The 21,510-nt window shown below is 66.7% G+C and carries 21 protein-coding genes; 10 read left to right on the forward strand and 11 right to left on the reverse strand.

From position 1 onward, the window contains the following. Positions 1 to 8: 8 nt before the first annotated feature. From QFZ42_RS17260 to xseB, 4 genes are all read right to left on the reverse strand, one after another. Complete coding sequence (locus QFZ42_RS17260) at positions 9 to 1,091, reverse strand: TRAP transporter substrate-binding protein (RefSeq protein WP_307702130.1); 1,083 nt, start codon at positions 1,089 to 1,091, stop codon at positions 9 to 11. Positions 1,092 to 1,203: 112 nt separating this feature from the next. Then, complete coding sequence (gene dxs / locus QFZ42_RS17265; RefSeq protein WP_307702131.1) at positions 1,204 to 3,060, reverse strand: 1-deoxy-D-xylulose-5-phosphate synthase; 1,857 nt, start codon at positions 3,058 to 3,060, stop codon at positions 1,204 to 1,206. 39 nt (positions 3,061 to 3,099) lie between these two features. Beyond that, entirely contained in the window at positions 3,100 to 4,023 is a 924-nt protein-coding gene (locus QFZ42_RS17270) for a polyprenyl synthetase family protein (protein ID WP_307702132.1), read from the reverse strand. Next, complete coding sequence (gene xseB / locus QFZ42_RS17275) at positions 4,020 to 4,286, reverse strand: exodeoxyribonuclease VII small subunit (RefSeq protein ID WP_307702133.1); 267 nt, start codon at positions 4,284 to 4,286, stop codon at positions 4,020 to 4,022. Before xseB ends, QFZ42_RS17270 begins: the two co-directional genes overlap by 4 nt. 188 nt (positions 4,287 to 4,474) lie before the next feature. Between xseB and QFZ42_RS17280 the strand changes: the two genes are divergently transcribed. From QFZ42_RS17280 to QFZ42_RS17315, 8 genes are all read left to right on the forward strand, one after another. After that, on the forward strand, positions 4,475 to 5,629 hold the full coding sequence (locus QFZ42_RS17280; protein ID WP_307702134.1) for an aromatic ring-hydroxylating oxygenase subunit alpha: 1,155 nt from the start codon (positions 4,475 to 4,477) through the stop codon (positions 5,627 to 5,629). A 22-nt stretch (positions 5,630 to 5,651) separates the two neighbouring features. Next, entirely contained in the window at positions 5,652 to 6,569 is a 918-nt protein-coding gene (locus QFZ42_RS17285) for a DMT family transporter (RefSeq protein WP_307704260.1), read from the forward strand. 37 nt (positions 6,570 to 6,606) lie between these two features. Beyond that, a complete protein-coding gene (locus QFZ42_RS17290; RefSeq protein ID WP_307702135.1) occupies positions 6,607 to 7,515 on the forward strand; it encodes a sulfurtransferase in 909 nt (302 codons plus the stop codon). Beyond that, positions 7,512 to 8,114, forward strand: a complete 603-nt coding sequence (locus QFZ42_RS17295) for a DUF2796 domain-containing protein (RefSeq protein ID WP_307702136.1) — start codon at positions 7,512 to 7,514, stop codon at positions 8,112 to 8,114. The genes QFZ42_RS17290 and QFZ42_RS17295 overlap by 4 nt, the downstream gene beginning before the upstream one ends. Positions 8,115 to 8,118: 4 nt before the next feature. Further along, the gene (locus QFZ42_RS17300; RefSeq protein ID WP_307702137.1) at positions 8,119 to 8,886 is read left to right on the forward strand and encodes an ABC transporter ATP-binding protein; all 768 of its coding nucleotides are present in this window, start codon (positions 8,119 to 8,121) and stop codon (positions 8,884 to 8,886) included. 10 nt (positions 8,887 to 8,896) lie between these two features. Continuing rightward, complete coding sequence (locus QFZ42_RS17305; RefSeq protein WP_307702138.1) at positions 8,897 to 10,159, forward strand: ABC transporter permease; 1,263 nt, start codon at positions 8,897 to 8,899, stop codon at positions 10,157 to 10,159. 4 nt (positions 10,160 to 10,163) lie between these two features. Then, positions 10,164 to 10,802, forward strand: coding sequence for a DUF3299 domain-containing protein (locus QFZ42_RS17310; protein ID WP_307702139.1), 639 nt, complete (start codon positions 10,164 to 10,166; stop codon positions 10,800 to 10,802). A gap of 154 nt (positions 10,803 to 10,956) precedes the next feature. Next, positions 10,957 to 12,861, forward strand: coding sequence for a DUF3300 domain-containing protein (locus tag QFZ42_RS17315; RefSeq protein ID WP_307702140.1), 1,905 nt, complete (start codon positions 10,957 to 10,959; stop codon positions 12,859 to 12,861). Between the two features lie 26 nt (positions 12,862 to 12,887). Here QFZ42_RS17315 and QFZ42_RS17320 read toward each other — a convergent pair whose 3' ends face one another. Beyond that, positions 12,888 to 13,655 carry a helix-turn-helix domain-containing protein gene (locus QFZ42_RS17320; protein ID WP_307702141.1) on the reverse strand — a complete coding sequence of 256 codons (768 nt, stop codon included), beginning with the start codon at positions 13,653 to 13,655 and terminating at the stop codon, positions 12,888 to 12,890. Between the two features lie 203 nt (positions 13,656 to 13,858). Here QFZ42_RS17320 and QFZ42_RS17325 point away from each other — a divergent pair, with 203 nt between their 5' ends. Further along, complete coding sequence (locus QFZ42_RS17325) at positions 13,859 to 15,022, forward strand: NAD(P)/FAD-dependent oxidoreductase (protein ID WP_307702142.1); 1,164 nt, start codon at positions 13,859 to 13,861, stop codon at positions 15,020 to 15,022. Positions 15,023 to 15,100: 78 nt separating this feature from the next. Here QFZ42_RS17325 and QFZ42_RS17330 read toward each other — a convergent pair whose 3' ends face one another. From QFZ42_RS17330 to QFZ42_RS17350, 5 genes are all read right to left on the reverse strand, one after another. Beyond that, positions 15,101 to 15,313 (reverse strand): hypothetical protein, encoded by a 213-nt coding sequence (locus QFZ42_RS17330; protein ID WP_307654663.1) that lies wholly within the window; start codon positions 15,311 to 15,313, stop codon positions 15,101 to 15,103. 136 nt (positions 15,314 to 15,449) lie between these two features. Further along, a complete protein-coding gene (locus QFZ42_RS17335) occupies positions 15,450 to 16,373 on the reverse strand; it encodes a ZIP family metal transporter (RefSeq protein WP_307702143.1) in 924 nt (307 codons plus the stop codon). A gap of 99 nt (positions 16,374 to 16,472) precedes the next feature. Continuing rightward, the gene (locus tag QFZ42_RS17340; RefSeq protein ID WP_307702144.1) at positions 16,473 to 17,372 is read right to left on the reverse strand and encodes a dienelactone hydrolase family protein; all 900 of its coding nucleotides are present in this window, start codon (positions 17,370 to 17,372) and stop codon (positions 16,473 to 16,475) included. Between the two features lie 132 nt (positions 17,373 to 17,504). Beyond that, the gene (locus QFZ42_RS17345) at positions 17,505 to 18,242 is read right to left on the reverse strand and encodes an aspartate/glutamate racemase family protein (RefSeq protein ID WP_307702145.1); all 738 of its coding nucleotides are present in this window, start codon (positions 18,240 to 18,242) and stop codon (positions 17,505 to 17,507) included. 20 nt (positions 18,243 to 18,262) lie between these two features. After that, a complete protein-coding gene (locus QFZ42_RS17350) occupies positions 18,263 to 19,150 on the reverse strand; it encodes a transporter substrate-binding domain-containing protein (RefSeq protein ID WP_307702146.1) in 888 nt (295 codons plus the stop codon). 230 nt (positions 19,151 to 19,380) lie between these two features. Between QFZ42_RS17350 and QFZ42_RS17355 the strand changes: the two genes are divergently transcribed. Further along, a complete protein-coding gene (locus tag QFZ42_RS17355) occupies positions 19,381 to 20,592 on the forward strand; it encodes a D-amino acid dehydrogenase (protein ID WP_307702147.1) in 1,212 nt (403 codons plus the stop codon). Between the two features lie 12 nt (positions 20,593 to 20,604). Here QFZ42_RS17355 and QFZ42_RS17360 read toward each other — a convergent pair whose 3' ends face one another. Then, positions 20,605 to 21,507, reverse strand: a complete 903-nt coding sequence (locus QFZ42_RS17360; RefSeq protein ID WP_307702148.1) for a LysR family transcriptional regulator — start codon at positions 21,505 to 21,507, stop codon at positions 20,605 to 20,607. Positions 21,508 to 21,510 lie beyond the last annotated feature (3 nt).

The raw sequence follows: 21,510 nt of genomic DNA on the forward strand, positions 1-21,510 counted from the left end.
CCTGAAGCTCAGAGCTTCACGGATTGCATGTAGTTGTCGAAGCGGCCTTCGGCCACGCGGAACCATGCCACCTGGTCGCGCTGGAACGTGAGGAAGTCGGCGTAGATCTTCTTCCACTCCGGGCTCTTGGCAGCGTTTTCTTCGTAGACCTGCAGGGAAGCCTTGAACGACGCGTCGAGAATTTCCTTGCTGAAAGGCAGCAGCTTGGTCTTGGCGCCGATCAGTTGCTTGAGCGCGGTGGGGTTGCGCGCATCGTACTTGGCCAGCATGTCTTGCGAGGCGACGGCGGAAGCCGCCGAGATGATGGCCTTGTTCTCGGGCGACAGGGCATCGAAGGCCTTCTTGTTGATGAAGAAGTCGACCTCGGGGCCGCCTTCCCACCAGCCAGGGTAGTAGTAGTTCGGCGCAACCTTGTTGAAGCCGAGCTTCTGGTCGTCGTACGGACCCACCCATTCGGCGGCGTCGATCGTGCCCTTTTCAAGCGCTTGATAGATCTCACCGCCCGGAATGCTTTGCGGCACCACGCCGAGCTTGGTCATCACGTCGCCCACCAGGCCGCCGCCGAGGCGCATCTTCAGGCCCTTGAGGTCGGCCGGGGTCTTGATTTCCTTGCGGAACCAACCGCCCATCTGGGTGCCGGTGTTGCCGCCGTTGAAGCTCAGCATGCCGTAGGTGCCGTAGAACTCGTCCATCAGCTTGCGGCCGTTGCCGTGCATCATCCACGCGGTCATCTGGCGTGCGTTCATGCCGAACGGAATGGCCGAACCGAGCGCGAAGGCGGGGTTCTTGCCGTAGAAGTAGTAGGGCACCGTGTGGCAGGCCTCGACCGAACCTTGCTGCACGCCGTCGACCACGCCGAAAGCCGGCATCAGTTCGCCAGCCGCATGCACCGAAATTTCGAACTTGCCGCCCGACATGGCCTTGACCGCATTGGAGAAAACCTCAGCGCCGCCGTAGATCGTATCGAGCGGCTTGGGAAAGCTGGAGGCCAGGCGCCAGCGGACGGCGGCTTGCGCATGAACTGCGGGCGCAATGCCGGCGGCCAGAACGCCAGCGATGCCGGCGTTTTTGATGAGGGAACGACGATCCATTGAATTCACTCCGAGTGCATTGGAAAAAACGAAACGCGGCTTGTGGCCGCGTCGACGACTTTCGTAAGTCGTGGCGATTGTAAAAACCTGCTTACAGGCAACCCGCCGGGGTTTACCCTGCGACGGGCCCGAAGCGCCGAGTGATCGAGGCCTCGATGCCCGCTGCGTCGAGACCGATGGACGCGAGCAGCTTGCCCGGATCGCCATGCTCGATGAACCTGTCGGGCAAGCCCAGCTGAAGCACGGGCTTCTGCACGTTGGCAGCCTGCAACGCCTCGAGCACCGCGCCGCCCGCACCACCCATGATGGCGCCCTCTTCGAGCGTGACGATGGCATCGTGCGTGCCTGCCACCTGCAGCAGCAACTCGACGTCGAGCGGCTTGGCCCAGCGCATGTTGACCACCGTGGCGTCGAGCGACTCGGCCGCGGCGAGCGCGGGGTACAGCAAGGTGCCGAACACGAGGACCGCGATGCGCTTGCCTTCGCGGCGCACTTCGCCCTTGCCGAAGGGCAGCGCATCGAGTGCCAGGTGCGGCGTGACGCCGGCACCCGCGCCGCGGGGATAGCGCACCGCCACCGGGTGGTTCTGTTCGTAGGCGCTCGACAGCAGCTGGCGGCATTCGCGCTCGTCGGCCGGGCACGCAATGCTCATGTTGGGAATGCAGCGCAGAAACGGAATGTCGTAGGCGCCCGCATGCGTGGCACCGTCGGCACCCACCAAGCCCGCGCGGTCGAGTGCGAACACCACCGGCAGGTTCTGGATTGCGACGTCGTGAATCAGCTGGTCGTAGGCGCGCTGCAGAAAGGTCGAATAGATCGCGACCACCGGCTTCAGGCCTTCGCACGCCAAGCCGGCCGCGAACGTGACGGCATGCTGCTCGGCAATGCCGACGTCGTAGTAGCGGTCAGGAAAGCGCTGTTCGAATTCGACCAGCCCCGAACCTTCTCGCATCGCGGGCGTGATGCCCACCAGCCGGCCGTCGTGCGCCGCCATGTCGCACAGCCATTGCCCGAAGACCTGCGTGAAGGTCTGCTTGGCCACCGCGGCGGGCTTGACCAGCCCCACCTGCGGATCGAACTTGCCCGGGCCGTGGTAGGCCACCGGGTCGGCCTCGGCCAGTTTGTAGCCCTGCCCCTTCTTCGTGACCACATGCAGGAACTGCGGGCCGTCGAGGTGCTTGAGATTCTCGAGCGTGGGCACCAGCGAATCGATGTCGTGCCCGTCGATGGGGCCCACATAGTTGAAGCCGAACTGCTCGAACAACGTGGCCGGGACCACCATGCCCTTGGCATGCTGCTCGAAGCGCTTGGCCAGCTCGAACAGCGGCGGCGCGGCGCGCAGCACGCTCTTGCCCACGTTCTTGGCGGCGGCGTAGAAGTTGCCGCTCATCAGCTGCGCGAGGTAGCGGTTGAGCGCGCCCACGGGCGGGCTGATCGACATGTCGTTGTCGTTCAGGATCACCAGCAGCTTGCAGTCGCACACGCCGGCGTTGTTGAGCGCCTCGAAGGCCATGCCGGCCGTGAGCGCGCCGTCGCCGATGATCGCGACCGCATGGCGGTCTTCGCCCTTCTGCTTGGCGGCCATGGCCATGCCGAGCGCGGCCGAGATGCTGGTCGACGAGTGCGCGGTGCCGAAGGTGTCGTATTCGCTCTCGCTGCGCTGCGGAAAGCCCGAGATGCCGCCGATCTGGCGCAGCGTGGGCATGCGCTCGCGCCGGCCGGTGAGGATCTTGTGCGGATAGGTCTGGTGGCCCACGTCCCACACCAGCCGGTCGTGCGGCGTGTTGAACACATGGTGCAGAGCGACCGTGAGCTCGACCGTTCCAAGGTTGGAACTCAGGTGGCCGCCGGTGCGCGAAACGTTGTCGAGCACGCAGGCGCGCACCTCGTCGGACAGCTGCTTGAGCTGGGCCCGGTCGTATTGCCGGATCGGCGAGGGATCATGAAGCGTGGGAAGCAGCGGGGCCATGGGAGCGTCGTGGTTCTTCTTGTCCATCTGTTCAACTGTTCATCGGTCGCGGTCGACGACCATGTGGGCCAGCGCGCGCAGTGCCGCGGTGTCGCGCAGGCCGCTGCGCTCCAGCGCCGCGAGCGATTCGGCAAGCAACTGTTTCGCCTGTGCCCGCGCGCCGTCGAGGCCCCACAGAGAGACATAGGTGGGTTTGTCGGCGGCGGCGTCCTTGCCGGCCGTCTTGCCGAGAGTCTGCGAATCGGCCGTCACATCGAGGATGTCGTCGACCACCTGGAACGCCAATCCGATGGCGGCGCCGTAGTCGCGCAGGGCGGCCAGCGCGGCGGGCGCCACGGCGCCCGCGCAGGCCGCGCCCATCTCGACGCTGCCCTGCAGCAGCGCGCCGGTCTTCAGGCGGTGCATTTCGCGCAGTTGCGCTTCGTCGAGCGCCAGGCCCACGCTGGCGAGATCGATCGCCTGTCCGCCCGCCATGCCCTGGCTGCCCGCGGCGCGCGCAAGCAGCCGGCACAGCGTGGCCTGGGTCGATGCGGGAACCTCGTCGCCCTCGGGCGTCAGCAGTTCGAAGGCCAGGGCCTGCAAGGCGTCGCCGGCGAGCAGCGCATCGGCCTCGCCGAATTTCACGTGCACGGTGGGTTTGCCACGGCGCAGCACGTCGTTGTCCATGCTCGGCAAGTCGTCGTGCACCAGCGAGTAGGCGTGGATCAGTTCGGTGGCGCAGGCCGCGCGCAGCCCCGCGGCGGGGTTGCCGCCCACCGCTTCGCTCGCGGCCAGCACCAGCAAAGGACGCAGCCGCTTGCCGCCATCGAGCACGGCGTAGCGCATCGCGTCGCCAAGCAGCACGGGGGAATCGACCCCGACCCAGCGCGAAAGCGCCGCTTCGACGCGCGCAAGGTGCGGCTCGCTCCAGCCGGCCAGCCGCGCGGCGTCCCAATCGACCGCCGCCGTCACAGCCGCGCTCATTCGGCCGTCCAGGGCTTGAGGCTGCCTGCGTCCAGCACCTTGATCTGGTCTTCGACCGCCTGGAGCTTCTCGCGGCAAAAAGCGAGCAACGCGGCACCGCGCTGATAGCTGCCAAGCAACTGGTCGAGCGGCAACTGGCCCGATTCGAGTTCTGCAACCAATTGTTCCAACTCCTGGAGCCCGGCTTCATAGCTGGCCGGCAGCGGCCCCGTATCGGGCATGGCTGCCGGGCTGGACGTGGCGGAGGAAGGGACCTTGGGCATGCGAGAGAACAAGTATGAAATCGGGCATTTTAGGGCGGGGAACCAAATGAGCACCGCGATGGCCCCTTGGGTACAATCGCGGCTTCCCTTGCCGGCCAGCCCGGCACAACTCTTCGGGCCGTCGCCCTCCTGACGGCGCCTTCCGTCTTTTCTTTTTTCTCCCTGTGGGGAGCTTGGTCAGGTCCTCGATGTCTGATTTAAGTCTTCAACTGCAGCAGGCCACGAGCCAACTTCCAGTTTCCGCGTACTTCGACGAGTCGCTCTACGCACGCGAGATGCAAACGCTGTTTGCGCAAGGTCCGCGCTACGTGGGCCACCGCCTTGCCGTGCCCGAGCCGGGCGACTACCACACGCTGCCGCAAGAGCACCAGGGCCGGGCGCTGGTGCACACGCCCAAGGGCGTGGAGCTCATTTCCAACGTGTGCCGCCACCGGCAGGCGCTCATCCTGCAAGGCCGTGGCCGGCTCGACAACCAGACCGGTGGCAACATCGTCTGCCCGCTGCACCGCTGGACCTACGCCGCGAGCGACCCGCGCACCACGGGCACGCTGATCGGCGCGCCGCATTTCGAGCAGGACCCGTGCCTCAACCTGCACAACTATCCGCTCACCGAGTGGAACGGCCTGCTGTTCGAGCGCGGCGCAAACGGCCCGAAGGGCGTCGGGCGTGACGTCGCCGCCGACATGGCCGAGCTCGGCCCGCGCGCCGATCTGGACTTCACGGGTTACGCACTCGACCGCGTCGAGCTGCACGAGTGCAACTACAACTGGAAGACCTTCATCGAGGTCTACCTCGAGGACTACCACGTCGGTCCGTTCCACCCCGGCCTCGGCAGCTTCGTGACCTGCGACGACCTGCGCTGGGAATTCAACCGCAACTACTCGGTGCAGACCGTGGGCGTGGCCAACCGGCTCGGCCGCGCGGGCAGCCCCATCTACCAGAAGTGGCAGGAGCAGCTGCTCAAGTACCGCGAGGGCAAGCCGCCGAAGTACGGCGCGATCTGGCTCACCTACTACCCGCACGTGATGGTCGAGTGGTATCCGCACGTGCTCACGGTGTCGACACTGCACCCGGTCAGCCCCACGAAGACGCTCAACATGGTGGAGTTCTTCTACCCCGAGGAAATCGTCGCCTTCGAGCGCGAATTCGTCGAAGCCCAGCAGGCCGCCTACATGGAAACTTGCGTGGAAGACGACGAGATTGCCGAGCGCATGGACGCCGGCCGCCGCGCGCTGATGCTGCGCGGCGACGACGAGAGCGGCCCCTACCAGAGCCCGATGGAAGACGGCATGCAGCAGTTCCACGAGTGGTACCGCAGCGCAATGCAGAACAACAACGCCTGAGCCCGTAGTGCAAGCACTCTGGATGGTGCTCGGCGCCTTCTTGTTCGCCACCATGAGCGTGGTCGTCAAGGTGGCCTCGGCCTGGTTCAACAGCGGGGAGATGGTGCTGGGCCGCGGGCTGATCGGCATCGTGTTCCTGTGGCTGCTCGCGCGCAACCGCGGTGTTCCGCTCGCCACCCGCTACCCGGGCATGCACGCCTGGCGCAGCACCATCGGCGTGGTGTCGCTCGGCGCCTGGTTCTACGCCATCGCCCACATGCCGCTGGCGACGGCCGTCACGCTCAACTACATGAGCAGCGTGTGGATCGCGGCCTTCCTGGTCGGCGGCGCGCTGCTGGCCTGGGTGCCGGTGCCCGGACGCGATGGCCGCGTCGAGCGTCCGCCGCTGCAGGGCACGCTCGCGCTGACCGTGCTCGCGGGCTTCGTGGGCGTGGTGCTCATGCTCAAGCCCAGCGTGGATGCGAGCCAGGGTTTCGCCGGGCTGCTGGGCCTGCTGTCGGGCCTTACGGCCGCGTTCGCCTACATGCAGGTGGTGGCGCTGTCGCGCATCGGCGAACCCGAGTTGCGCACGGTGTTCTATTTCGCGGTCGGCTCGGCCGTGGCCGGTGCTTTTGCCACGGCCGCCACCGGGTTTTCGGGCGGAGATTCGTGGACGTGGCAGCATGCGCTGTGGCTGCTGCCGATCGGCCTGCTTGCGGCCCTCGGGCAGCTTTGCATGACGCGCGCCTATGCCACGGCCAAGACCCAGGCCGGCACGCTGGTGGTGGCCAACCTGCAGTACTCCGGCATCGTCTTCGCGGCGTTCTACAGCGTGGTGCTGTTCGACGACCGCATCGACGCCGCCGGCTGGGCCGGCATGGCGCTCATCATCGTGAGCGGCATCGCGGCCACGGTGCTGCGCCAGCGGGCGGTGCCCAAGGCGCCGGCCGAAGAACACTGAACCGCATCGAACCCCATCGACAACGAAGGAGCCCGCCATGTACACCACCCTCATCAGCGTCGAACAACTCCAGCAGCTGCAAGCCGGCGGCACGCCGCTAATGGTTTTCGACTGCAGCTTCGACCTCATGAAGCCCGAAGCCGGCGCGCAGCAATATGCCGTCGCCCACATTCCGGGCGCCGCGTTTGCGAACCTCGACACCGACCTCAGTGCGAAGCATGGCATGCCCGGCGCGCACGGCGACGTGGTGGTGGCCCAGGAAGACGGCGTGCCGGCCTCGGGTGGACGCCATCCGCTGCCGAGCCGCGAGAAGTTCGCGGCCTGGTTGTCGAGCGTCGGTTTTTCCAACGACATGCAGGCCGTGGTGTACGACCGCAACGGCGCCAACTATTGCGGGCGGCTCTGGTGGATGCTCAAGTGGATGGGACACGACGCGGTGGCCGTGCTCGACGGCGGCCTGCAAGCATGGCAAGCCGCGGGCGGCGAAGTCACGAGCCGCGAAGAGCCTGCGCGCTTCCAGTCGAACTTCGTGCCGGGCGAGCCGCTTGCAGCGCTCGTGACCACCGACACCGTGGCGCGCCGGCTCGGCCAACCTGACCAGCAGCTGATCGACGCACGGGCCGGTGCACGATATCGCGGCGAGGTGGAACCTCTGGACCCGATCGCGGGTCACATCCCCGGGGCTCTGAACCGGCCCTTCGCCGAAAACCTCGGCCCCGACGGCAAGTTCAAGCCGGCACCGCAATTGCGTGCCGAGTTCGAAGCGTTGCTCGCGGGACGCGATCCGGCGACGGTCGTCCACCAATGCGGCAGCGGCGTGAGCGCTGTGCCCAACCTGCTTGCGATGCAGATCGCGGGGCTGGGGACGACCGCGCTCTATGCCGGCAGCTGGAGCGAATGGAGCAACACGCCGGGGCTGCCGACCCGGCAAGGCGCAGAACCATGAAACAGATCCGACTTCGACGACGCATTTCATCCGGCCTCGCATCTGCCTCGGCCCTGTTCGCCGCGGCACTGCTCGCAGCGCCCTTTCTTTCACTTTCCGCGCACGCCCAGCAGCAGCACGCGCATGTGCACGGCCAGCTCAAGCTCGATGTGGCCATCGACGGCCCGACGGTCGTGATCGACATGGAGTCGCCGCTCGACAACATCGTCGGCTTCGAACGCGCGCCCAAGACCGCTGCGGAAAAAAAGACGGCTGAAGACGCCATCGCCCAGTTGCGCGCAGCCGACAAGCTCTTTGTCATCGACCCTGCCGCCAACTGCAAGCTCGGCCCCGTCGACCTGCGCTCCAGCGCCCTGGGCCTCGGCAACCTCGACCCGAACGAGCCTGCGGGACATGCGGACCTCGACGCCACCTTCTCCTTCAATTGCACGAACGCGGCCGCGGCAAGGTTCATCGACGTGAACCTGTTCGCCGCGTTCAAGGGCACGCGCCAGATCGATTCGCAGATCGCTTCGGCACAAGGCCAGTTCAAGCGCCAGCTCAAGCGCCCGGCCGCTGCCCAGGCCGCACAGCCCGTGCGCCTCGGCTGGGGCAAGTGACACTGTGAGCACCGCTCCCCAGGCCGAGTCGGCGCCGCTGCGCGTCGTGCTCGCCGCCGAAGCGCTGCGCTTTGCGTGGCCCGGCATGAAGACACCCTGCATCGACATCGAGGCCTTTCGCATCACGGCCGGCGAGCTGGTGTTCCTGCACGGGCCGAGCGGTTGCGGCAAGAGCACGCTGCTGTCCCTGCTGGCCGGCGTGCTGGTGGCCGACGAAGGCCGCGTCACGCTGCTGGGGCACGACTGGTCGCAGCTTTCCGGCGCTGCACGCGACCGCTGCCGCGTCGCGCACGTGGGCTACATCTTTCAGCAGTTCAATTTGCTGCCTTACCTGAGCGTGCTCGACAACGTGCTGCTGCCCTGCCGCTTCTCGCAGCGGCGCGAAGCGCAGGCTGCCCGCAGCGGCAGCTCGCGCGATGAAGGCGGCAGCTCGCGCAATGAAGCCGAGCACCTGCTCGACCAGATGGGCCTCGACCGCAACCTGTGGAAACGCCAGGCCATGCAGCTCTCGGTCGGCCAGCAGCAGCGCGTCGCGGCGGCGCGCGCACTCATCGGCCAGCCCGAGGTGGTGATTGCCGACGAGCCCACCTCCGCGCTCGACGAAGACCGGCGCGAGGCCTTTCTCGATGTGTTGCTGACCGCGTGCGCAACGAACCAGAGCGCGCTGGTGTTCGTGAGCCACGACCAGCGCATTGCGCAGCGCTTTGCACGGCACGTGCTGCTGCCCGACATCAATCGCGCCGCGACGACGGCAATGGCGGTGGACGCATGAAGGTACGCCGATGAGTGCGCTTTTTTCCATTGCCTGGCGCAGCGCCTGGAACCGGCGCTTCACGCTGGCGCTCACGGTGTTCTCGATCGCGCTGTCGACATTTCTCTTGCTCGGCGTCGAACGCATCCGCACCGAGCTGCGCGAGAACTTCGCGTCATCGGTCTCTGGCACCGACCTGATCGTGGGGGCGCGCACGGGCTCCACGCAGCTGCTGCTGTATTCGGTGTTCCGCATCGGCGCGGCCACCAACAACATCTCGTGGAAGAGCGTGCAGGCGCTGTCCGCGCACCCCGGCGTCGACTGGGTGGTGCCGCTCTCGCTCGGCGATTCGCACCGCGGCTTCGCGGTGCTGGCCACTTCGCCCGAGTACTTCACGCGCTTTCGCTACGGCAACCGGCAGCCGCTCGCGCTACGCGAAGGCAAGCCCTTCAGTGAACTGTTCGACGCGGTGGTGGGCGCCGAGATCGCCGACAAGCTCGGCTATCACGTCGGCCGGAAGATCACGCTGGCCCATGGCAGCGGCGAACTCAACACGGCCGAGCACGCCGACAAGCCCTTCACGGTGGTCGGCGTGCTCGCGCGGACCGGCACGCCGGTCGACCGCACGGTGCACATCGGGCTCGAGGCGATGGAGGCGATCCACCTCGAATGGGTGGGCGGCGCACCGATGCCCGGCGTCAAGATTCCGGCCGAGCAGGTGCGCAAGTTCGATCTCACGCCCAAGAACGTGACGGCCGCGCTGGTGGGCCTGAAAAACCGCTCGGCCGTGTTCGGCGTGCAGCGCTGGATTTCCACCTACAACGGCGAACCGCTGATGGCCATCCTGCCCGGCGTGGCGCTCGACGAACTGTGGAGCGTGATCGGCATCGGCGAGAACGCGTTGCTGCTGATGTCGGCACTGGTTGCGCTGGTGAGCCTTGCGGGCCTTGTCTCGGTGGTGATGGCGGGCCTGAACGAAAGGCGGCGCGAGTTGGCCGTGCTGCGCGCCGTGGGCGCCGGCTTGCGGCATGTGCTGGCGCTGCTCGCTCTCGAGGGCGCCATGGTCACCGTGCTGGGCGTGGCCCTGGGCGTGGTCATGGCGGTGCTCGGCATTGCCCTTCTCGCGCCATGGCTGCAGTCGCAGTTCGGGCTGACATTGAGCCTTTCGGAACCTACACTGAACGAATGGCTGCTGATGGCGAGCCTGCTGGCGGCGGGCTGGCTCGCAAGCCTGCTGCCCGGCATTCGTGCCTATCGGCTCTCATTGGCCGACGGCCTCTCACCGAGGATTTGAAATCATGCGCATCGCCAAGAAGACCTCCACGCTCCAAGCTTTCACGCGGCTTTCGATGCTGCTCGCCGGCGCCGGCCTCGCAGCCGTCACATGGGCCGCCGACCCCGCGCCCAAGGACACGACCGCATCGAACCCGCTCGGCGGCAAAGCCGCACCTGCTGCGGCCGCCAAGGGCACACCAGGCCAGCCGCGCCAGATCACCTGGGAAGAACTGGTGCCCAAGGACTGGGATCCGGCCAAGGAGTTCAAGGGCATGGATCTGAGCGCGCTCAACGATGGCGACCCGCGTGCCAACGAGCTGCTCATGAAGATGCAGGAGGTGTCGAACAACGCACCGACCAATCCCGCGATGAACGGCGCCGAAATCAAGATTCCGGGCTTCATCGTGCCGCTCGAGGAAGCCAAGGGCGAAGTGACCGAGTTCCTGCTCGTGCCTTACTTCGGCGCCTGCATCCACACGCCACCACCGCCGGCCAACCAGATCCTGCACGTGGTGTCGCCCAAGGGCGCCAAGTTCCGCGCCATGGACACCGTGTGGGTCACCGGCAAGCTGCAAACGATGCGCAACGACTCGATGATGGGCGTGAGCGGCTACCACGTGAACGCGACGAGCGTCACGAAGTACGCCGGCGGCGCGAAGTAAGACTCCTGGGGCCTTTGGTTCTGCGCCGACGGCACAGGCGGCGCAACACCGACACAGACCGTTTCATCGGCGATGCACGCTGGCGTCGTCGACACGGATCGCGCGCCGTTGAAGAGTTTCGAGGGCGCGGCGTCTGCGCCCACAGGAACTCCAGATGACAACACCATTGCGCCGCACGCCGGTCGCGCGGCTCCTGACGATCTCGCTGTGCATCGGCGCGCTCGCCGTCGCCGGCTGCAACAAGACAAACGACACGCCTTCGGCACCGGCGCCAGCACCCGCTGCACCTCCAGCGGCTACCGCGCCTGTCCCTGCGCCGGCGCCGGCTGCTCCAGCGCCCGCGGCCTACACACCCCCCTCGGCCGATCAGCTCTACCAGCTCGTCGCGCCCATCGCGCTGTATCCCGACAAGCTCGTGGCGCAGGTGCTGGCCGGCTCCACCTATCCCGACCAGATCACCGCCGCACACGACTGGCGGGCACAGAACGCAGCGCTCAAGGGCGGCGCACTCGCCGATGCGGCCAACCAGCAGCCCTGGGATCCGAGCGTCAAGTCGCTCACCGCGTTCCGCCCGGTGCTGGACCAGATGGCCGGCAACATCGCGTGGACCGAGGCACTCGGCCAGGCCTACTACAACGATCCGGCCGATGTGATGAACGCCATCCAGGTCATGCGCCAGCGCGCATCGGCGGCGGGCCGGCTCAAGAACAACGACAAGCTGCGCATCGCCAGTGCCGCGACGCCGCGGAACTACACGCCGGCGCCGGACATGCAACCCGTCTACGCGGGCCCCACTGTGATCGAGCCGCCTCCGCAGCTCATCACCATCGAGCCCGCGCAGCCCGACGTGGTGTACGTGCCGAGCTACGACCCGCAGCGCATCTACGGCGAGCCCGTACCCGTGTACCCCGGCTATGGGTACGCGCCACCCGTCGAAGCTGCCCCTGGCTACAGCCGCGGCCAGATGGCGGCGGCCGGTGCATTCACCTTCGGGCTCGGCGTGGTCGTGGGCGCCGCGCTCGAACGCCACGACTGGGGATGGCGCTCATGGGACATGAACTGGGGCGCACCGCGCTATCGGGATCGCGACCGCGCGGCGCAGCCGGCCTACGCCCGGCCCGCGGTGGTCTACAACAACAGCACCTACATTTCGCGCTCGACCACCGTGGTCAACAACGTGCGCAACGTCTACAACAACAACGCACCGCGCAGCATGCCGCCCGGCGCTCCCGCGTCCAGTTTCGCGGGAGGTCCCGCTCCGGGCGTGGCTCAACAACAGAACGCCCAGCTGGCGCAGCAACAGCAACAGCAACAGCAGCAGGCACGGCAGCAGCAAGCCTTCATGCGGCAGCAGCAGGAGCAGCAAGAAGCCGGACAACAGGCCCAGCAGCTGCAAGCACGCCGGCGCCAGCAAGAACAGCAGGAGCGACAAGCGCGCCTTCAGCAGCAACAGCAGCAAGACCGGTTGCAGCGCCAGCAAGCGCAACAGGCGCAACGACAGGAGCGGCACCAGCCGCGCAACACCCCTCAGCCGCCGCCACAGGCCGTGCTTCAGCAACAGCAACAACAGCAAGAACAGGCACGACGGCAGCAGGACCAGCGGGGCCAGCAAGAGGCACGCGCAGCCAGCCTGCAAGCTCAACAACAGCAGCAGCAGCGCGCAGCGCAGCAGTCCCAGCAACAGAGGTCTTCGGCGCAGCAGGAGCAATCACGGCGCCAGCAGATGCTGCAACAACAACAAACGCAGCAGCAGGCCCGTGTGCTTCAGCAGCAGCAGGCTCAACAGCAACACGTGCAACGCCAGCAGGCACAGCAACAGGCCCGGCAGCAACAGCAGCAAGAGCAGATGCGCCAGCAGCAGCAACAGGCGCAGGCGGCGCGTCAGCAACAGCAACAGCAGGCGATGCAGCAACAGCACCAGCAACGCCAACAGCAGCAGCAACAACAGCAGATTCACCAGCAACAGGCCCAACAGCACGCGGCCGCCGCTGCAGCCGCTGCGGCAACTCATCGCCGCCCACCCGGGCGCCCTGGCGAACCTTCCAAGGAACAGCCCTGAGAGAGAGCGGCCAGCGCGGCGAAGCGTCAGGCTCCGCGGCCTCGCGCGGCTTTCTTTGTTGCGACTGCCGGCTTGGACTTGGCTTTGTTGGACTCGGCTTTGGACGACACCTTGCCGACCGGCCCGGATGCAGGCGCCTCGCGCGCCGATTTCATGTGCCCGCTTTCCGCCGTCGTCATGCCCACGATCTTTGCAAGCTGCCGGCTGACGCTCACATAGGCGTGGCCGATGCGGCTGTCGAAGTACAGCGAGTCGCCGCGCGCAAGGCGCACGACCTTGCCGTTGTCGAAGTGCACTTCGATCTCGCCCGAGAGCACATAGGCGAACTCCTCGCCCGCGTGCCGCACGAAGTCTTCGGGGCCGTGGATGCGGCGCGCATGCACGGTGCCGACGATCGGGCTCATCTGCTTGCCGGCTGCCGTGGTGCCCAGGAACTCGTAGGCGATCGACAGGCCGCGGTACACCACGCCCTTGCCCGCGCGGGTGACGACCGGCCCGGCGAGCTGCGCGGGCTTGATGCCGGCGCCCGCGAACATCGCGTTCATGTCCATTTCCAACGCGCGGCCGAGCGCGGTGAAGTTCTCGTAGCCGAGCGCAAGCTGGCCGCGCTCCGCGCGCGAGATGGTGGTGATCGACACGCCAGAGCGCTCGGCCAGCTGCGCCAGCGTCCAGCCGAAACGTTTGCGCGCGCTGCGCAGGCGGTGGCCGAACGTGGTGCGGTCCAGCGTGGGTTGCTCGCCCTTCGGCCTGGTCGCCGGCTTGGTGCCCGGCTTGGCCCCCGTGTGTGGATTCACGCTTGACTCTCTCTTGTAGTGCAACGCGATTCTGCCAGCCGGGCGGCATGCCTTGCCCCCTGAATCTCCGTACCGCTCGCACGGAAATTGCGTATCCGCAAATTGCGTGAACGCGATTTTCACCGGGACGGTGCATCATTCTTCATTCTGGTGAAAACGATTAAATTTGCGTATACGCAAATTTCTACCTACACTTTTCACCCATGACTTCCAACACACCAGCGCCCGTTGCGGCCGACTACCTCGTGATCGGCGGCGGCATTGCCGGAGCCTCGGTGGCCTACTGGCTTGCGCCGCATGCCCGCGTGATCCTGCTCGAACGCGAAGCCCAGCCGGGGTATCACTCCACCGGCCGCTCGGCCGCGCTCTTCATGGAAAGCTATGGCACGGCGCAGGTACGCGCCCTCACCATGGCGAGCCGCGCCTTTCTCGAACATCCGCCCGAAGGCTTTGCCGAGCACCCGCTGCTCACCCCGCGCGGCGCCTTGATGGTGGCGGGCGCCGACCATGTGGCCGAACTCGAAGCCCACTGGGACGTGCTGCGCGCCATGAACACCGGCGCGAAGCGCCTCAGCAGCGAAGAGGCGCTCGATATGGTGCCGGCGCTGCGGCCCGAGCACACGGCGGGCGGCGTCTACGAGCCCGATGCGTCCGACATGGACGTGCACGCCATTCACCAGGGCTATTTGCGCGGCATGCGTCAGGCCGGCGGCAAGCTGGTGTGCGACGCCGATGTGACGGCGCTCGAACGCGTCGGCAAGCTCTGGCGCGTGACGGCCGGCGGCGCGGTGTACGAAGCGCCGGTGGTGATCAACGCGGCGGGCGCATGGGTCGACACCATCGCGCAGCTGGCGGGGGTGCGGCCCATCGGCATCGAGCCGCGCCGGCGCTCGGCCTTCATCTTCGCGCCGCCTGAGGGCAGCAACGTCGCGCACTGGCCGATGGTGTTCAGCGCCGATGAAGGCTGGTACATCAAGCCCGATGCCGGCATGCTGCTCGGTTCGCCGGCCAATGCCGATCCGGTCGAGCCGCAGGACGTGCAACCCGAAGAACTGGACATCGCCTTCGCCATCCACCGCATCGAGGAGGCCACCACGCTCACGATCCGCCGCCCGACCCGCGCCTGGGCCGGCTTGCGTTCCTTCGTGGCCGACGGCGACCTGGTGGGCGGCTTCGAGCCCGAGGCGCCCGGCTTCTTCTGGCTCGCGGCGCAGGGCGGCTACGGAATCCAGACATCGGCGGCCATGGGCGAGGCCTGCGCGGCACTCGCACGCGGGCTGCCGTTGCCGGAGCGCATCGCGGGTTTCGGACTCACGGCCGAGATGCTCGCTCCGCAGCGCCTGCGTGCGGCGGCACCTGTGGGTTGAGGAAAGAGAAAGGCAAGACCGTCTGTTTGCGGCTCGCAGCCTGGTGGCACGTACGGCCGGCGTTCGCTGAAGCGTTCCTCAGTCCGGGGCGTTCACCACTCGGTCGAACTCTTCGTCGGCCGGGACGTTGTCGGCATCGAGTTCGCTGGCGTCCGTGAGGTCGATGCCCGTTTCCTCCGACAGGTCGTCGGAGATTTCGCTGTCGGTTTCCTCGAAATCGTCGGCTGGCGTGTTGTCGTCGTCTTCGTCGGACGACGAGGCGGAACGCGCGGTGGCGTCGACGTTGATCATGATCGGCTCCTCGGGCTGAATACTGAACGGCCCCCTATAGTGCGCCTGTTTCGGCCATTTGGCTTCACTTGAAGCGCAGCGTCGGTGTCGGAAAGTTTCTCGTCCGGCGCCGCCCCGGGGTTTGCCGGCCCTGCCGTCAATCCTTGTGGACGTGGCCGTGCTCCCCATGGCCCTCGTCGTGGCCGTGCTCGCCATGCCCGTGCTCGCCGTGCGAGAGCCGGCTCACGAGCGTGACGAGCGCAATGCCCACCACCAGCCAGGCAATCTGCGCCGCGGTCTGCCGCGCGGGCAGGCGCTTTTGCAATTGGGGAATCAGGTCGGCCAGCGCAACATAGACGAAGCTGCTGCTGGCAAGCACCAGGAAATACGGCAACAGGCCGTGCAGTTGGTCGACCAGCCACCATCCCACGATGCCGCCGAGCATGGTCATGGTGCCGGCGAGCGACACCTTGACCAGCGCCGCGCGCTGGTTCACTGAACTCTGGCGCAGCACGACCAGGTCTCCGATGTGGTGCGGAACCTCGTGCGCAAGCACGGCAATGGCCGCCACCAGGCCGAGGCGGATGTCCGCGATGAAAGCCGAAGCGATCAGGATGCCGTCGCCGAAGCAGTGCACGCTGTCGCCGGTCAGCACGGCCCAGCCGCCCGCACGCGGTGCATGGCCGTGCGCATGAGCGTGGGCATGGCCGTGATCGTGGTCATGGTCGTGGCCATGCGCATGCTCCTCCGCCCTGTGGCCGATCGGACCCGGCACGGTGTCGCCATAGTGATGCTCGTGGCCGTGGTGCCAGAGCTCCGCCTTGTCGAGCAGGAAAAAGAACACCAGGCCGAACAGCAGCACGCCGAACAGCATCGCGGGCTGGATGCGGCTTTCGAAGGCTTCGGGCAGAAGGTGCATGAACGCGGTCGCCAGCAGCGCCCCCGCGGCCAGGCTCAGCAGGTGCTGCGAATTCACGCCGCCCGATCCGCTGCGCACGCCCACGCGCAACAGCAAGGCGGCAAGCCAGACACTTCCGATGCCGGCAACCAGGGTCGCCACGATGATCACTATCAAATTCATAGCTGCAATGTCGATGGGCATCTGGGCCCGATACCGTTCATAAAAAGAGAAAGGCCGTCACGAGGACGGCCTTCGGCGGTGGGTGGCTACAGGCCGTCGTCAGACGACGCCATTGGCTTTGAACCAGGCCGTGGCGCGCTGCCATCCGTCATCGGCCGCGCTCTTCACATAGCTCGGGCGGTAGTCGGCATGGAACGCATGGCCTGCTTCGGGATACACGACGAAGCTCGAAGCCTTGGCAGCCGGGGTTCCATTTGCCAACGCTGCTTTCATCTTATCAACCGTGTCAAGGGGGATGCCCTGGTCCTTTCCGCCGTACAAACCGAGCACGGGCGCCTGCAGGTTGGCCGCGACATCGATGGGGTGCTTCGGCGAAAGTTCGCTCGGCTGCCCGACCAGGCGGCCGTACCAGGCCACGCCGGCCTTGACCTTGCCCGTGGCTGCATAGAGCCAGACGAAGCGGCCACCCCAGCAGAAGCCGGTGATGCCGGTCTTGCTCGTGTCGCCGCCGTTGGCCTTGGCATAGGCCAGGGCGCCGTCGAGATCGGCCAGTACCTGGGCATCGGGCACCTTGCTCACGATGTCGGCCTGCAGCTTGGGAATGTCGGTGTAGCCGCGCGGATCGCCCTGGCGCGCATAGAGTTCGGGCGCAATGGCCAGGTAGCCGAGTTGGGCAAAGCGACGGCAGGTGTCGGCGATGTATTCATGCACGCCGAAGATCTCCTGGATCACCAGGATCACCGGCAGGCCCGTCTTGCCGGCCGGCGCGGCCGCATAGGCGGGCACCTCGAAGCCGTTGACGGTGTACTTGATCGGGCCGGCCTTCAGGCCCTCGGCCGAGGTACTGATGGCGGTCTGCGCCATGACCGGCATGACGGCCGCCGCGTAGCCCACACCGATGGCGGCCTTGAGTGCGGTGCGGCGCGTGGCGCCCTGCTCTGTGCTCTCGCCGGGGCGAAGCGAATCGAAATCGGAACGGCTGTCGTCGCGAAGGGACATGGGAAGGGCTCCAGTTGAATCGTCGGACAAGAGGGCATGCGTGAAAACGCACGCCGCAATGTAGGCGAATTCAGCCCCGTCCGTATTCGACCGGCCTGTATGTCGACAGGGTTGCTGTGTGACCTAAAGTCTTCAGTCGCGATAAGCGCGGCGCGCCAATGCAGCGGCCAGCACCTGCGCCGGATCGACAAGGTTGAGCCCGGCCACCGCGGCCGACCCTTGCAGCCCGAGCGGCACCTCGGTGCATCCCATGATGATGGTGACCGGCCCGTGGCGTTCCGAGAGCCGCAGCGCCACTTCAGAAAAACACGCTTCGGCGAGCCGCATGTTCCCGGCCTTCACGCCGTCGAAGATGCCGCGCGTGATGATGCGGCGTTCTTCCGCCAGCGGCACATGGCAATCGAGCCCCGCCTCGGCCAGCGCCTGCTCGTAGAGACGGACGCGGTAGGTGCCTTCGGTCGCCATCAAGGCCACATTGCCCGCACCCTGCCCAGCGAGATGCTGCGCCACCTCGCGTGCCATGTGCAACAGTTCCACGTGAGGAAAACGTTCCTGCAGCCGTGCATGCCAGGCATGCGCGGTGTTGCAGGCAATGGCCACCGCCTGGCTGCCCAGCGCGGCAAGACGCCCCATTGCCTGCAGCATCGGCTCGAGCGGCTGGTGCGCGCCGGTCTCCGCCGAGCCCAGTGCGTCGGTTCGGTCGGGCACCGGCACCTGCGCGAGCCAATGCTCCGGAAAGGACTGGTCCCGCACCGGCTCCCCGCGCGCCCGCATCTGCTGGGCGCAGGCCTGCACGAACAGCCGGACGAAGTCGGCTCCTGCTGCAGGGCCCATGCCGCCCAGGATGCCGACTACGTTGGTGGAAGCCATGGATCGTGTATCTCCGCGCGTCAGGTCGCCGGTTTGTCCGACGGCGTCTTGAGGTTGTCCTTGAGCTGCGGGCTCATGGGCAAATTCAGCGGCACGTTCTTCGGCGGGATCGGCGACATGAACCACTTGGTATAGAGCTTTTCGAACTCGCCGCTCTTCATCATGCCGATGAAGGTGTCGTCCACCAGCTTCTTGAAGGCAGGGTCGTCCTTGGGCAGCATGCAGGCATAGGGCTCGACCTGCAGCGCTTCGCCCACCACCTCGTAGTCGGCCGGGTTCTTGGCGTTGGCGATCAGGCCGAACAGCAGGATGTCGTCCATGGCAAAAGCCACGGCGCGGTCGCTTTCCACGAGCAGGAAGGCGTCGGCGTGGTCCTTGCCGAGCACGATGTCCATGTCGAGGTTCTTCTCGGTGTTGTACTTGCGCATGACCAGTGCATTGGTGGTGCCGGTGGTGCTGGCCACCGTCTTCTTGGCAAGGTCGGCGTAGTCCTTGATCTTGGAAGACTTCTTCGTCAGCAGGCGCGTGCCCGTGTAGAAATGGTTGATGGCAAAGGCCACGTCCTTGCCGCGCGCGCTGTTGTTGGTGGTGGAGCCGCACTCCAGGTCGACGGTGCCGTTGGTGATCAGCGGAATGCGGTTCTGCGAGGTCACCGGCATCAGCTGCACCTGCAGGCTGGGCTTGTTGAGCTTCTTCTTCACCGCTTCGACCACGGCGTTGGAGAGTTCGACCGAGAAGCCGATCGGCTTGTTGGGACCGTCCAGGTAGCTGAAGGGCACCGACGACTCGCGGTAGGCGAGCGTGATCTTGCCGGACTCGGCGATCTTCGCCAGCGTGTCGGCGGCCTGGACGCCGGTGGCGGTCAGCAGCACCACGGCAGCGGCGGCCATCAATGCGGAGAGTTTCATGCGAGCCTTCTTCAGATTGGTTGAGCGGAGCGGCCAGTGTAAGAAGGAGTGACACACCGCGACAATTCCAAATGAACCCTAGGTCATACCCAAAGGTTATGGGTTAGGAAAGAACGGGCGCGAGGGCATGCGCTTTGGCTATGGGCCACCGCGCTTTTGGCATTTCCGGCCGGCGCGGCGCGCACCTACAGTCGATGCCGTTCCTTATTCACTCCCGGAAAGTTGCCCTTATGCATGTGTGCGTGCTCGGCGCCGGCATCGTGGGCCTGGCCACCGCCTGGCAACTCGAACGCCGAGGCCATCAAGTGACGGTGATCGACCGTGCCACACCCGGTGCGGGCGCGAGCGGCGGCAACGGTGCGCAGCTCAGCTACTCGTATGTGCAGCCGCTGGCCGATGCATCGATCTGGCGCCAATTGCCCAAGCTGCTGCTTTCGCCGAGTTCGCCGCTCAAGCTGCGGCCCCAGCTCGATCCGTTGCAGTGGCGCTGGGGGCTGGAATTTCTGGCAGCCTGCAACGCCGCGACCTCGCGCGACACCACCTCGCAGTTGCTGGCGCTTGCCGCGTCGAGCCGCACCGAGTTCGAAACCATGCGGGCCGAGCTGTCGCCCGACTGCGATTTTTCCGCCACGGGCAAGCTGGTGCTCTACAGCAACGCATCGTCGCTCGAAAGCGCGCGGACCCAGCTCGAGCTGCAGCGCACGATGGGCAGCAAGCAGCGCATCGTCGCGCCGCACGAATGCGTGGCGATCGAGCCCGCGCTCGCGAGCTACCGCAGCCAGATTGCGGGCGCGGTCTACACGCCGAGCGAATGCGCTGCCGACTGCCTCAAGGTGTGCGCCGAACTCATGGGTGCGCTGCGCGCGCGCGGCGTGCGCTTTCTGCTCGGCACCGACGCGCACGGCTTCGCGCGCAACGGCGCGCGGGTGGCCGCGGTGAAGTCCAGCGAAGGAGATATCGAGGCCGACGCCTTCGTGATGGCGCTGGGCTCGGCTTCGCACAAGCTCGGGCGTGCATTGGGCGCGTACCTGCCGGTGTATCCCCTCAAGGGCTACAGCATCACGGTGGAGGTCGACCCTTCTCCGGATGCCGCGCCGCGCGTGAACGTGACCGACAGCGCACGCAAGGTGGTGTTCGCGCGCATCGGCTCCCGCCTTCGCGTGGCGGGCATGGCCGAACTGGTGGGGCACGACGCAAGCATTCCGGCCACGCGCATCGAAACGCTGGCGGCCGCGACGCGCGCTGTGTTTCCGCGCGCGAGCCGGCTCGAAGAACTGCATCCGTGGACCGGCATGCGGCCCGCGACGCCCAAGGGGCTGCCAATCATCGGCCGTCTACCGAGCGCGCCGTCGAACATGCTGTTCAACACGGGGCATGGGGCGCTGGGCTTCACGCTGGCCTTCGGCTCGGCCCTCAAGATTGCCGAGGCGCTGCCCGCCTGAGCCTGCCGGCTGTTACATCGCTTCCTGGATCGCCTGCTGCATGCAGCGGGTAATGCCGCGCACCGCCACCGAATCAGGCCGGCCCGCGAAACGCAAGGCGCGCACCGGCACCGGGATGTGCGGCTCCAGCGCCAGCACGTCGACCTTGGTGCTGTCGGCCGAACGGGCGGTGCATCCGTCGACCAGCGCCACGCCCAAGCCGTGGTGCGCCATCGACAGCGCTGCGTGATAGGTCTGCACCGTGACCACCGCCTGCTGGAAACCCACGCCCGCCTGTCGGCAGGCCTGGCTCAAACTGGTGCCCACCGGGTCGCGGCTGTCGAGCCCGATGACCGGCCGGTCGGCCAGGTCGTGCAGCGCCACCGAACCGTTGCGCACCAGCGCACGCGGAAGCATGCCCTTCGGTGCGATACACACCATGCGCGTGTCGGCGAGCGTTTCCTGGGTGAGCGAAGGATGCACCGCAGGGCTGAAGACAAAGCCCACGTCGGCCTCCTGCAGCAGCAGTGCCGACATGATCTGCGGCGAATGCAGCGATTCGACCGTGATGGAATAGCCCGGGTGCTTTTCGCGAAAGGCCTTGAGCGCGCGCGGCAGCACTTCGTAGCTCAGCGCCAGCACGCTCAGGATGCGCAGTTCGCCGGTGTCGCTGCCCGCGCGCAGATTGGCCGCAAGGCGTTGCACCTCGTCGAGTTGCGCGAACAGCCGCTCGATGTGCGGATACAGCGTGAGCGCCTCGGTGGTCGGTGTGAGCCGGCCCTTGGCGCGCTGGAACAGCGGAAAGCCCAATTGCAGTTCGGCATGCTGCAAGGTGCGGCTCACCGCCGGCTGCGTGATGTTGATGAGCCGCGCCGCCGCGCTCACGCTGCCCGTGAGCATGATGGCGTTGAAAACCTCGATGTGACGCAGGCGCATGGA

The organism is Variovorax paradoxus (genome assembly GCF_030815855.1).
Taxonomy (GTDB): domain Bacteria; phylum Pseudomonadota; class Gammaproteobacteria; order Burkholderiales; family Burkholderiaceae_C; genus Variovorax; species Variovorax paradoxus_M.